This is a genomic window from Bradyrhizobium sp., assembly GCF_035701725.1.
Lineage (GTDB): Bacteria > Pseudomonadota > Alphaproteobacteria > Rhizobiales > Xanthobacteraceae > Bradyrhizobium.
Map to the genome: position 1 here is coordinate 1 of NZ_DASSRP010000068.1, position 12,570 is coordinate 12,570.

The 12,570-nt window shown below is 63.0% G+C and carries 11 protein-coding genes; 3 read left to right on the forward strand and 8 right to left on the reverse strand.

What is annotated here, in order from left to right; genetic code table 11:
- The coding region (locus VFL62_RS03335) for an SDR family oxidoreductase (protein WP_325170957.1) at positions 1–310 on the forward strand (310 nt) is incomplete at its 5' end.
- Positions 311–588: 278 nt separating this feature from the next.
- Here the strand turns inward: VFL62_RS03335 and VFL62_RS03340 are convergent.
- The 8 genes from VFL62_RS03340 to VFL62_RS03375 all read right to left on the reverse strand — a co-directional run bounded on the left by VFL62_RS03340 (position 589) and on the right by VFL62_RS03375 (position 9,856).
- A complete protein-coding gene (locus VFL62_RS03340; RefSeq protein WP_325170958.1) occupies positions 589–915 on the reverse strand; it encodes a Rieske (2Fe-2S) protein in 327 nt (108 codons plus the stop codon).
- 10 nt (positions 916–925) lie between these two features.
- Positions 926–1,630 carry an ABC transporter ATP-binding protein gene (locus tag VFL62_RS03345; protein WP_325170959.1) on the reverse strand — a complete coding sequence of 235 codons (705 nt, stop codon included), beginning with the start codon at positions 1,628–1,630 and terminating at the stop codon, positions 926–928.
- Entirely contained in the window at positions 1,623–2,402 is a 780-nt protein-coding gene (locus tag VFL62_RS03350; RefSeq protein ID WP_325170960.1) for an ABC transporter ATP-binding protein, read from the reverse strand. The genes VFL62_RS03345 and VFL62_RS03350 overlap by 8 nt, the downstream gene beginning before the upstream one ends.
- Entirely contained in the window at positions 2,402–3,442 is a 1,041-nt protein-coding gene (locus VFL62_RS03355) for a branched-chain amino acid ABC transporter permease (protein ID WP_325170961.1), read from the reverse strand. Before VFL62_RS03355 ends, VFL62_RS03350 begins: the two co-directional genes overlap by 1 nt.
- Positions 3,439–4,311: a branched-chain amino acid ABC transporter permease gene (locus VFL62_RS03360; RefSeq protein WP_325170962.1), complete on the reverse strand. Its 873-nt coding sequence runs from the start codon at positions 4,309–4,311 to the stop codon at positions 3,439–3,441. The genes VFL62_RS03355 and VFL62_RS03360 overlap by 4 nt, the downstream gene beginning before the upstream one ends.
- Positions 4,312–4,435: 124 nt before the next feature.
- A complete protein-coding gene (locus VFL62_RS03365) occupies positions 4,436–5,590 on the reverse strand; it encodes an ABC transporter substrate-binding protein (RefSeq protein ID WP_325170963.1) in 1,155 nt (384 codons plus the stop codon).
- Positions 5,591–5,916: 326 nt separating this feature from the next.
- Complete coding sequence (locus tag VFL62_RS03370) at positions 5,917–9,369, reverse strand: bifunctional diguanylate cyclase/phosphodiesterase (protein WP_325170964.1); 3,453 nt, start codon at positions 9,367–9,369, stop codon at positions 5,917–5,919.
- Positions 9,370–9,589: 220 nt separating this feature from the next.
- Positions 9,590–9,856 carry a hypothetical protein gene (locus VFL62_RS03375; protein ID WP_325170965.1) on the reverse strand — a complete coding sequence of 89 codons (267 nt, stop codon included), beginning with the start codon at positions 9,854–9,856 and terminating at the stop codon, positions 9,590–9,592.
- 281 nt (positions 9,857–10,137) lie between these two features.
- Between VFL62_RS03375 and VFL62_RS03380 the strand changes: the two genes are divergently transcribed.
- Together VFL62_RS03380 and VFL62_RS03385 are read left to right on the forward strand one after the other, a co-directional pair.
- Positions 10,138–10,398, forward strand: coding sequence for a PilZ domain-containing protein (locus VFL62_RS03380; RefSeq protein WP_325170966.1), 261 nt, complete (start codon positions 10,138–10,140; stop codon positions 10,396–10,398).
- A 192-nt stretch (positions 10,399–10,590) separates the two neighbouring features.
- Positions 10,591–12,003, forward strand: a complete 1,413-nt coding sequence (locus VFL62_RS03385) for a hypothetical protein (protein WP_325170967.1) — start codon at positions 10,591–10,593, stop codon at positions 12,001–12,003.
- The last annotated feature ends 567 nt before the right edge of the window (positions 12,004–12,570 follow it).

Below are 12,570 nucleotides of genomic sequence, written 5' to 3' on the forward strand. Positions count from 1 at the left end.
CGATCGCGTGCCTTCGCCGCTGCTCGGCATCTACGCGGCTACGAAATCGGCGCTGCTCGCCTTCACCAAGGCGCTGGCGCGCGAACTCGGCCCAAAGGATATCACGGTCAACCTCGTGCAGCCGGGTTCCATCGACACCGACATGAATCCGGCGCACGGTCCGGTCGCGGACATGCTGCGGCAGTTCATGGCGCTGGGACGCTACGGCGCAGTCGACGATATCGCGAGCGCCGTCACCTATCTGGCGAGTGCGAAAGCCAAGTATGTCACCGGGTCGACCCTGACCGTGGACGGCGGGGCGAATGCGTGAGGGTTTCCCCCGCCGGATTCAGTCCGGCCGGCGAAGCTCTTTGCTTTTCCTTCAGTTCCAGCCGCGGCCGTTAACGCTTTATTAACCATACGCGACCACGTTGCGGCCCGGGGCTGGGGCTCGAGGGAGCAACGGCATGACGGGAACTGAGCAACGAGCCGATGCGAATTTTCTGTCGGCGTTTGCGATGATCATCGGTGGCGCGCTGGGCGCCGCCGTCCCCATGACGATTGTGATTATCTGGATCTGCTCCTGAGCGGGCGCAGAGCGCTTCGTTGTCAGTCCTTGATCCTGACCCACACCTCGCCGCTTTCGATGCGAACGGGATAGATGCGCAAGGGACGGCTCGCCCAGCCCCGTGAGATATGCCCGTCGAGGAGATCGAAGGACGCGGCGTGATGCGGGCAGACCAGCCGGCCTTCGGACACATGGCCATGGCTGAGGTCGGCTTGTTCGTGCGGACAGGCGCGCTCGCAGGCGACCGCGCGTCCCTTGCTCCAGATCACGATGAGGTCGACATCACCGGCGCGCGCGCAGACGATATTCTGGTCGATCAGGCGTTCGAGATCGCAGGCCCGCGTCCAACCCGAACGGTCCGATGGCATTTCGTCCGCCTCAGCCACCGAGATAGGCCTTGCGCACGTGTTGGTTCGCGATCAGCTCGGTGCCGGGACCGGACAGAACGATCCGCCCGCCTTCGAGAAGGTAGGCGTGGTCGCACATGCCGAGCGCGGCGAACGCGTTCTGCTCGACCAGCAACACGGTGGTGCCGGCGGCGCGGATGCGGCGGATGATGGCAAAGGTCTGCTCGACGATGTTGGGGGCTAAGCCCAGCGATGGCTCGTCGAACATGATCAGGCGCGGCCGCGACATCATCGCGCGCCCGATCGCGAGCATCTGCTGCTCGCCGCCGGACAGCGTGCCCGCCGCCTGCTGCCGCCGCTCCGCAAGACGCGGGAAATCCGCATAGATCCGCTCGCGGTCGCCGGCCACTTCGGAGGCGTCGCGGCGCAGATAGGCGCCCATGTTGAGATTTTCTTCCACGCTCATATGCGGGAAGACGCGCCGTCCTTCCGGGCAGTGCGCGATGCCGGAGGCGAGAACGCGCGGCGGCCTCGCGCCGGTGATGTCCTGGCCCTCGAACGTGAGCGAGCCGGCGCTCGGCGGCACCAGGCCCGAGATCGCGCGCAGTGTCGTGCTCTTTCCGGCGCCGTTGGCGCCGATCAAGGCCACCAGTTGGCCGGCCTTCACGTCAAGCGAAATGCCTTTGAGCGCGGCGACGCTGCCATAAGCGCAGACCATGTCGCGGATCTCAAGCATGGACCGCCGCCCGCCCGAGATAGGCTTCGATGACAGCAGGATCGCTCCGGATCACATCCGGCGGGCCTTCGGCGATGATGCGTCCGTAGTTCAGGACGACGATGCGGTCGGAGACGCTCATCACCATCGGCATGTCGTGCTCGACCAGCAGGATGGTGACGCCGCTGTCGCGGATGTTGCGGATCAGCTCGACGAAGGTGTGGGTCTCCGAGGCGTTCATGCCGGAGACCGGCTCGTCGAGCAGCAACATCGAGGGACCCGCCGCAAGCGCCAGCGCCACGCCGACGAGACGCTGCTCGCCATAGGACAGCGAGCCGGCAAGATCGTGAACGCGACGGCCAAGCCCGACCCGTTCGGCGAGTTCATGGGCGCGTTCGCGCACGCTGCGTTCGACATGGCGCGCGCGCGGCAGGCCGAGGATGGCTTCGGACAGATGAACGCGGCTCTGCCGGTGCAGACCGATCAACAGATTGTCGTAGACGGTGTCGTTCGGGAATACGCTAGTGCGCTGGAACGTTCGCACCAGGCCGATGTCGGCGATCTGGTGCGGCTTCAATCCCTTCAGCGCCGTTCCGCGGTAGCTGACGCTGCCATGGGTCGGCGTCAAAAAGCCGGTGACGATATTGAAGGCGGTGGTCTTGCCGGCGCCATTCGGCCCGATCAGGCTGACGATCTCGCTTTCGTTGACGACGAAGTTGAGGTCCGACAGCGCGACCAGGCCGCCGAAGCGGATGCCGACATGTTCGACCTTCAAGGCGGCCTGCGCCGTCATCACGCCGGCTCCTTTGCGTCGGGCTTGAAGGCGACCGACGGCACCGCCATTGGACCCCGTCGTTTCGCGTACCATTGCTTGAGCGACGGCACGATGCCGCGCGGCAACAAGAACAGAATGACGATCAGAACGCCGCCATAGGCGATCCATTGCGCTTCGGGCGCCATGATCGGCCTCAGGAAAACCGGCATCAGGCCGAAGATCAGGCCGCCGACCACGGGGCCGGCGAGCGATCCCTTGCCGCCGGAGATCACCATGATCACCATGGTCACCGTATTGATGAAGGCGAAGATGTCGGGGTCGATGATGCGGATGTAATGCGCATAGAGACTGCCGGCGGCGCCCGCGATGCTGGCAGAGATCACGGCGGCGAGCGTCAGCGTCCGTGTCACATCGATGCCGACCGAGACGGCGAGCGTTTCGTTTTCCATCAGCCCGCGCATGGCGCGACCGAAATGCGAGCGCACCAGGCGGGCGATCAGGACATAGGCGATCACCGCGACCACGAGCACCAGATAGTAGTTGTGGAACTTGGTCCGCATCACCAGTTCGCCGAGGCCGGGCGCCGAAAACGCGATCGAGGGAATGTTGTTCAGGGCCAGCGGTCCTTGCGTCAGCTCGACCCAGTTGAGCGCGACGAGGCGTACGACTTCGGCAAATGAGATCGTGACGATGACGAAGTAGGCTCCGCGAACGCGAAACGACAGCCGCCCGACCAGATAGCCGCAGAAGCCGGCGATGACGATGGCGAGAAAAAAACCGGCAATGGGCGGCCAAGGCTCGTGGACGACATGAAAGTCGCCGACCAGTGGGACGTCGAAGCCGAGCGAGGTCAGGGCGCTTGTATAGGCGCCGATGCCGAAGAAGGCGACATGGCCGAGGCTCAACTGTCCGGTGAAGCCGAGCAGTAGGTTGAGGCTCATTGCGCCGATGATGAAGATTCCGGTCGTGATCAGCGCGTTCATCAGATAGGGATCGCGGAGCCAGAGCGGCACCGAGGCGAACGCCGCGATCGCAAGGAGCGTTGCAATCAGCTTCATCCGACGCGCTCCGAGCGCGCGAACAGTCCGGTGGGCCGCGCAATCAACACCGCGATGATGATCAGAAAGCCCATGGCGTCGCGGTAGCCCGAGGATACGTAGCCGGCGCCGAGTTCTTCGGCGAGCGCCAGAATGAATCCGCCGATGACGGCGCCGGTGATGTTGCCGAGCCCGCCGAGGATCACGATGGCAAAGGCCTTGACGGCGGCGAGGTCCCCCATTTGCGGAAAGATCACGTAGACCGGGCCGAGCAGCGCGCCGGCCGCCGCCGCCAGGCTCGATCCGATCGCAAAGGTCGAGGTGTAGATCAGGTCGACATTGACGCCCATCAGCGAGGCCGTGTCGTGATCCTGGAATGTCGCGCGCATCGCGCAGCCGAGCTTGGTGCGGTTGATCAGCAAATAAGTGCCGAGGATCAGCAGCGCGGCGGCGGCGAGCACGAACAGGCGCAGCCACGATACCGAGACCGGGCCGATCACCAGCGGCGCTTCCGGAAACGGCGTGGCGACGGATTTCGCGACGCCGCCCCAGATCCAGAGCGCGCCGGATTGCATGGCAATCCAGGCCCCGATCATCACCAGCATCGTGGTGTCGATGTCGGAGCCGCGCAAAGGTCGTAGCAAGGTCAGCTCGATCAGCGCGCCGAGCAGCCAGCCGGCGATCACGGCGACCGGCAGCGCGAGGAAGAAATTCAGCCCCAACTGATGCACGACGATGAACATCATGTAGGCGCCGAACGTATAGAGCACGCCGTGGGTGAAGTTCACCACGTTCATGATGCCGAAGATCAGGGTGAGCCCGATCCCGAGCAGCGCATAGGTGCCGCCGAGGACCAGCATATTGACCAGATGTTGGAGAAATTCGCTCAAGGCAGATCCGATCGCCGAAACAGAAGGGCGAGGGCGAACCGGTGCGGCGGTTCAGAAGTCCGCAACGCTTGCGAACTTCTGAATCGGGCCCCGGGACCGCGCCTCGCCCTGTATATATCGAATATTACAGCGTCTTCATGCCGATTTTGCCGTCGCTGATCTCGATCAGATAGACGTTCGGCTGGCTTTGGCCGCTTTCCTTGCCCTCGGGGCCGGACTTCTTGAACACGATATCGCCGTTGAGGCCCTTGACGTCGATGCTCCACATCGCGGTCTTGATCGCCGCCGGATCGGCCTTGCCGGCCTTTTCGATCGCCGCCGCCGCGGTGCGGATGCCGTCATAGCCGCGGAAGCTTTCGGTGCATCCGGCGAAATCGAAGCCGCGCTTCTTCCACTCTGCGATGAAGTACTCGGTCGCTTTCGGATTCGGCGTCTTGTCCGGGAACCAGGGCAGGAACGTCGTCAGATGCATGGTGCCGTTGGCGGCAGCACCCGCCTGCGCGATGATCTGATCCGGGTTCTGCGAACCGCCGGTGGTGATGATCTTCTTCTTCAGGCCGAGGGCTGCCGCCTGTTTGAAGATCAGCGTGAGCTGATCGACCGCGGTGGTCACGATCAGCGTCTCGGAATCCGAGCCCTTGATCTTGGAAAGCTGTGCGCTCATGTCCTGCGCGCCCTGATCCATGGTCTCGACCAGGCCGACATTGATGCCCTTTTCCTTGAACATCTTGCTGAAGTCCTCGGCGGTGCCGCGGCCCCAGTCGTTGTTGATGACGAGGAAGTCGGCTTTCTTCAGTCCGAGCTTGTCGACGATCTGCCTGAATGCGGCGGCTTCGACCGGCGATGGCGGCGAGATGCGGAAGATATAGGGATTGCCGCTGGTCGTGATCTTGCTCGACGAGGAGGTCTCGACCACCATCGGCGTTTCGTATTCCATCAGCTTCGGCATTACCGCGAGCGTGAGGCTCGAGCCCCAGGCGCCCATGATCACCGGCACCTTGTCGCGGGTGATCAGTTTTTCGGCGACCGCCGCCGCTTCGGTCGGATTGCTCTTGTTGTCCTCGATCACGAGTTCGATCTGCTTGCCGAGCACGCCGCCCTTCGCATTGATCTCGTCGGCGGCGATCTTGGCGCCGTTGACGACATAGGTGCCGGAGGCGGCAAAGGCGCCGGTCAGCGGCTCGTTGACGCCGATCTTGATGGTTTGTGCATGTGCCGTGCTGCTCAGGAGGGCAATTGCCAGTGCAGCCGTCGAAAGATGTCTGATTGTCGATACCATGGTGGCTCCCCGTTTTTACGTTGTTGGTTTCAAACCTGGTGCGCGCAGTCGGCCGGCAAGCGCTCGTTGCAGAATACGAAGCATACTTCGCATCCTAGGGAGTGCAAGGTTCGTGCCGAAATATCGGGCAGTGGCACCGCGGAACCGATAATTTGCGCAGGGATTTCAACGAATGGGCGCGGGTGCGCTGCGGCAAACGAAAACCGGACGTCGGAAAGGCGGTTTGGCGAGCGGTGGCCAGGACCCGGGAATAGCTGCGGCCAGAAATTGAGCAAACAAGCCGACCGGTGCCTTGAGATGCGGCGTTCGGCCTTGTCGCGCCTGTCTCAGGCAACCAGCGCGGTCAGCATCGGCGCGCTGGCGCGGCCGAATTCAGAAGCCGGTACCGGCTTGCCGAACAGATAGCCCTGCGCCAGCTCGACGCCCGCTGCGCGCATATATTCAAACTGCTCTTCGGTCTCGACGCCTTCGACGGTAGTGATGATGCCGAGCCCCTTGGCAAGGGCGAGCGAGGAGGCAACCACCGCCTGGCAATCGGTGCGGCTGAGCACGCCCCGGGTGAAAGACTTGTCGATCTTGATCTTGTCGAACGGGAAGATGGTCAGGTAGTTCATCGACGAGAATCCGGTGCCGAAATCGTCGAGCGCGATCGACAGGCCGAGATTCTTCAACTGGCGGATGGTCGTCAGATGCGCTTCCTGGTTTTCCAGCAGCGAGGTCTCCGTGATCTCGAGTTCGAGCCGCTCGGGCTGCAGGCCGGTCTTCACCAGCGTGCCGAGGATGACTTCGAACAGATTGCCTTTCTTGAACTGGATCGCCGAGATGTTGACCGCGACCTTGATCTGCGCCGGCCAGTTGGCGGCCTCGGCGCAGGCCTGATTGAGAATCCATTCGCCGAGCGGTCCGATCAGTCCGCTGGATTCGGCGAGCGGAATGAAGTGATCCGGCGGGATCATGCCCTTGGCAGGATGGCGCCAGCGCACCAGCGTTTCGACGCCGACAAGTTCGCGCGTCTTGATATCGACCACCGGTTGATAGTGCAGTTCGAATTGGCGCTGCGCGATCGCATCGCGCAATTCCCGTTCCGCCGACTGCTGGATCTGGACGTTCTCCAGCATCTCGTTGCGGAACAGGCGGTAGTCGTTGCGACCGGATGACTTGACGTTATAGAGCGCGAGGTCGGCGCGCTTGAGCAGTTCGCCCGGCTCGAGGCCGTCCTCGGGCGCCATCGCAATGCCGATCGAGGTGCCGACCGCCATTTCCTGCCCGTTGAGATCGAAGGGCCGCGAAATCGCATCGATGATGCGCAGCGCGAGCGCCACCGCGCCTTCGCGCTGATCGGCGAGGCCTTCCTGAATGATGGCGAATTCGTCGCCGCCGAGCCGCGCCAGCACGTCGGTTTCGCGCACGGTGGATTGCAGGCGAAGCGCCACTTCGGAGAGGAGCTGGTCGCCGGCCAGGTGGCCGAGCGTGTCGTTGACCGCCTTGAAGCGGTCGAGATCGATCATCATCACCGAGATGCTGCCGCCGTTGCGCTTCAGCCGGCGGGTTGCTTCCTCAAGACGGGCGTTGAACTCGGCGCGGTTGGCAAGCCCGGTCAGGACGTCGTGCCGCGCCAGATGCACGATCTCGGCTTCGGCGCGGCGCCGCTCGGTGATGTCCTCGATCAGCGTGACCCAGCCGCCGCCTGCCATCGGCTGGCGCGACAGCATCACGAATTTGCCGTCCGTCAGCTCGTCGACGCGGGATGCGTCGGGCGGCAGCGCCAGCAACTCGGCGACGCGGGTCTGGACTGCAGGATCGTCGATCGGTTTTCTCATGCCGGTCGAAACGCGGTAGGACAGAATGTCGCGCAGCGGCGTGCCGATCTCCGCCAGATGCGCGGGCATCTTCAACATCTCGACATAGCGGTCGTTCCAGACGGTCAGCCGCTGGTTGCCGTCGAACATGCACAAGCCCTGCGCCATGTTGGAAAGCGCGGTCGAGAAACGCGTGTTGATTACCTCGAGTTCGGCCGCCTTTTCCGCGATCACCTTTTCGTTCTGCTTTTCGGCAGTGACGTCCTCGTGGGTGGTCAGCCAGCCGCCATTGGCCATCGGCTGACGCTTGATCGAGATGAAACGGCCGTCCTTGAGCTTCTGGACCTCGGCCGCTTGTTTGACGTTGACCTGGACGTAGGCGTCCATGTCGGTAGCAAAGCCCGTGCTGTTGTCCTCGCGCGCCTGCAAGATGTCCCTCAGCGCGGTGCCGGGTTTCACCTGATCCTCGCTCAGGTGGTAGAGTTCGGCATAACGGGCGTTGGCGACCACCACGCGCTGATCCGGGCCGAACAGGCAAAGCCCGTGCGACATGTGGCGGAGCGCGGCGGTGAAGCGCGCATTGGTCAGTTCGAGTTCGGTGGCCTTCTCCTCGATCAGCTTGGCCTGCGCGCGTTGGGCGGTGACGTCCTCGTGGATGCCGACCCAGCCGCCGTCCGCGATCGCGGTCTTGACGATGGAGATGATGCGGCCATCGGAAAGGTAGTTGGTCGCAAGGCTCTTGCCGGTTTCCTTCAGCTCGTTGCGGAAGCGGTCGACGAACGCCCTGACGTCCTTCAGCGGGCGTTTGCCGTTTTCGGCCGAGAAGTTCACAATGTCATAGATGCTCACGCCCTGCCGGACGAGTTCGGGGGGCATCTGGTAGATCTGTTCATAGCGCTCGTTCCAGACCGTCAGCCGGCCATCGGCATCGAACATCGCAAGCCCGCAGGACATGTTGGTGAGCGCGGCGTCGAAGCGGACGTTCTGGTGCGAGATTTCCTCGTTGAGTTGCCTCAGCTTCTGCTGGCTGCGGTCGAGCCGGATCTGGTAGCGGACGGCAAGGCCGATACCGATCAGCACCACAAGCGTGACGATGGAGGCTACGATGCGATAGGCGGTCTGGTGCTGGCGGAATTCGCTGAGGATCGATTCCTCGGACAGCCCGACCATGAAATAGAGGCCGTACTGCTCCGAGACCCGATAAGCGATCAGGCGCTTCACCTTGTCAACGCCGCCGGCCCCCCAATAATGGCCCGAGGCGGCAAGCGGGTCTCCATCCATCGATATGCCGCGGGCAATCGTGTGGCCGATCACCGGTTCGGAGTATCCTTGCGCCGCCAGAATGACGTTGTTGCGGTTGCGCATCGAGATGCTGCCGTGCGCACCGAGGTTCGCGCTGAGATAGAACGGTGCGATGAAATTCGGATCGATCGAGAGCGAGATGGCGCCAGCCGTCGAGCCGTCCGGATGGCGCAGCCGGCGCAGCAGCACGATTGAAACGCGGTTAGTGGTTCTTCCCACCACGGGATCGCTGATCTGCAGTTCGTCGTTGCCGGCTTGCAACGCCCTGATAACGTGCGGGCGATCGCCAAGGTAGCGTGGAGGGCCGTCGACGGAGTACGAACTGGCCTTCGTATAACCGTCGGTGCCGACCAAGGTCAGCAGGATCGCATCGCCGCTGACAAGCGCACTCTGCTGGGCCCATTTCTGCAGGTTGAAATGGTCGGGATCGTCTTCATAGATCTTGCGCAGCAGGAGCAGCGTGCGGTCGAAGCGGCCCATCGTTTCGATGGTGTCGTGCTCGAACAGCCGCACCAGGCTGTCGGACTGCTTCTTCGCTTCCTCGATCGCCTTCTCGCGCTCGACCGAAGAAATATAGGCGGCAACGAACCAGCTTGCGACGATCAGAATGAAGCCGGCAATAGCGGCCGAATGCAGGAAAGCCCGCATCCAGAGCAGCCATTTGCCGCGCGCGATCATTTTTTTGATGCCCCAGCCAGAGAAAGGCCACAAACGAAGGCGTGTTATCGCTCCTGGCGGCTTAAACCGTGGTTACGCGGGGTCGTTTCCGCGAGGCGTGGTTAAGGGCGATCAAACCGGCCGGGCGCATAAATCGGGCGTTTACCACGCTGGCCATGCGGCGCCGGCATTGCGGCGGCAATTGCTGCTGTGCACCTTCACGCTCCGAGGCGCCCTCAAGCTAATATTGGCTGCGATCCATCACCGGCACCGGCGCGCCCTCCAGAGCGATCGCGGCGGCGCGGCGCGCGCTCTCGATCACCTGCCGCAGTTCCTTGGCGTTCAGCAGCGCCTTGCGGATATTGCGGTCTTCCACCGTTGCATCAAAGGTGATCAGGCGGTTGCAGTGAGGGCAGTTGGTCTGAAAGCCGGGGCGGACCTTTTGCGCGCGCTCGCGAAAGATCTGCGAGCACTTCGTGCATTTGATTTTGATCTTTTCGTCGATCATGAATGCCCCTCCCGGCATGGATTTAAGGACCGCAGTCTGCCAGTGCAGGCTTTAAGGGCGCCTTGGGGTCTTTGCTAAAACTTGAACGAGGGCTGGTTCGGCTGTTCGGCCCCTGCGACCCTTATGCCGGCCGGATAGGGGAGTGCTCGCCGCGCTCAGCTGGCTTTGGACTTCCGGTTTTGATTCAAATTGCCGCCGCTAAGGTTTCCTGGCCGACGGGCCGCGCGCCGTTCGGCGCTTAATAATGCCGTAACGGGGTATGGTGGAACATGGGACCCATCATGCCGCTGGAAAGCAAACCGCAACGACTTTATCAGCGTGTTCGGCCCGCCAGCGGCGAGGCGGCGAAGGCGCAGATCATTGTTGGCCCGAAGCAGCCGGTGGTGCCGTGCCGCCTGGTCGATTATTCGCCGGGCGGGGCCTGTATCGAGATCTTCCCGATGGTGCCGCTGCCCGACCGCTTCGAATTGCTGCATGGCGCGGTCAGGAAAAAATGCCGCGTCGCCTGGCGCCGTGGCATCCGGATCGGCGTCGCGTTCTAGGCCGGCCTTGGAGTGGGCAGGCCGAGGCGTCCTGTGACAGCTTTGCGAAACGCCTTTGGAAGCATTGCGGGGCCCGCTTCGCCCCGATATTGATACCCCATTAATGATCTCAGCCGGGCGCATTGGCCGGCATGCTTTGAGCGGCCGGCCCTCGCCTGAGGCGGTATCGAAATTTGATTTTGGGGATTTGTGATGTGGGGTCTTCTGGCGTGGCTGGCGCTGCTGGCCGCAACCGTCGTGCTCGCAAGCGTGGCGTTTCATTTCGACCCGGCCCAGATCCCTGCCGCCTTCCAAGCCTTGTCGCCGAGCCAGCAGGTCGCCGCGATCCTGATCGCGCTGGTCGCACTCGCTTTGATCGCCTCGACGCTCTCACAAGCCTTTCGCGTCGCGCGCCAGGCCAGGGACGCCCGCGCGGCGCGTGAAGGCGTGGCGAGTGCGAAGGGCGCGCTCGCCGCCGCCGGCACCGCGCAAAAGGATTTCGACGCCGCCCTTTCGCACCTCGCCGGCAGCGATCCCGAAGACGCGCTGTCACAGGTCCACAAGCAGCTTTCCGAGGCCGAGGCGCGGCTCGCCCTGCAGCGCGGGCGCAACGAAGCCACCGACATGAAGGAGCGGCTGGAGGAGGTGCGCCGCCGGCAGCAAGCCTTGCGCGAACAGATCGGCGAGGTCGCCGAAAAGCGCCGGGCGATCGAGCCGGTGTTCGAGGAATTGAAAGATCGCCAGCGCCAGTTGGCTCGTTCGCTCGACAAGATCGAGACCGACGACAACAACAACAACTTCATCGAACTTCTGAAGGAGTTCGACATCAAGACCGGGCCGATACAGGCGCGGCATCAGGCCTTGCAGGATGCGTTTGCGCTGCTGACCCGCCTGAAGGAGGGCATTGCGACCTCGCAGACCGAATTGGTGCGGTTGCAGGCGCCGGCGTCCGGCGTCAAGGCGCTGCTCGGCGAAGTCGAGAGCGCGCGCGACCATCTGGTCAGGGCGATCGAGGCGTTGGAGATGACCGCCGACGGCGAGGCGCTCGCCGCGCGCGTGAGCGCGCTGGATTCGGCAAAGAAAGACGCCGAGCAGCGGATCGCGCGGCTTGAGCAGTCCTTTGCCGTATTGGATGCGATCCGGCGCGACATGGCCGAATTCAAGAAGCGGCAGCAGGATCTCGCCTCGGCCTTTGCCGAGGTCGAAACCGATCCCGACGGCAAGAGCCTCAATGCGCGCCTTGAGGAGCTGGACCAATTCTCGAGCCAGACGCGAGGCCGCCTGCGCGCCCTGCAGGAAATCCTGACGACGCTCAACCGCTATCGGAAAGACCTCATCCATTCGCAGAACGAGCTGTCGCCGCTGCGCGCGCCGGGCGAGGGCGTTCATGCCGTGATCGAGGAATTGGACAGGCGGCAGGCCGAACTCACGGCCACGCTCGATGAGATGGAGACCAGCGGCAACCAGACGCTGGGCGCGCGCGTTTCAGGCTTTGCCGAGAACAAGCGCGCCGCCGAACAGCGGATCGCGGAGGTTCACCGGCTGTTCGCGCAGCTCGAATCGATTCGCGAGGAGATCACGGCCGCGTTTTCCGACCTCAACAGCGCGTTCAAGAAGTTCGTGTGAATTGTTCTAGCTTGCTTGGCCCGGCCTGACTTGGAGTCTTAAGCCTTGGATCCTAAGCCTCGGCTTGGATCTTGGGGCTTGGATCCCAAGCCTTGGGCCGGTTCCGAAGCTGGGCGGTCGCGGCCTTGGGTTTGCCTTGGGTTTGTTCTGGCCCGGATGTGTCGCTTTGGCGCAACACCGATCATTTTGCATTTGGCCGGCGTCTGTGGCCGTCATGCCACGTCGCAGCCAGCGCTGATCTTACAGGTGTGGCCTAAAAACCAAGCAGCGCGAGGCCAACCCAGCTGAATGCGAACAAACCGCAGGCGCCGACGGCGACGGAAGCGAAAGTTGTAATCATCCTTGTGACCGGCATGACGCACCTGCATTGGAAGCAACGGATGCACTGTGTCCTGCGATGTCAGCGCAATGATGGCGAGAAAATGCTCGGCCGAAATATCCGCCCCATGTGGTAGTGCTGCAACATCATCCCCATCCTGCCCGCAAAAACCCGTAATCGAACGGCCTATTAGGCGAATCAGGACTGGTGTTTGGTTTTTGGAAGTTCGCAATTTCGTCCCGGCGTTG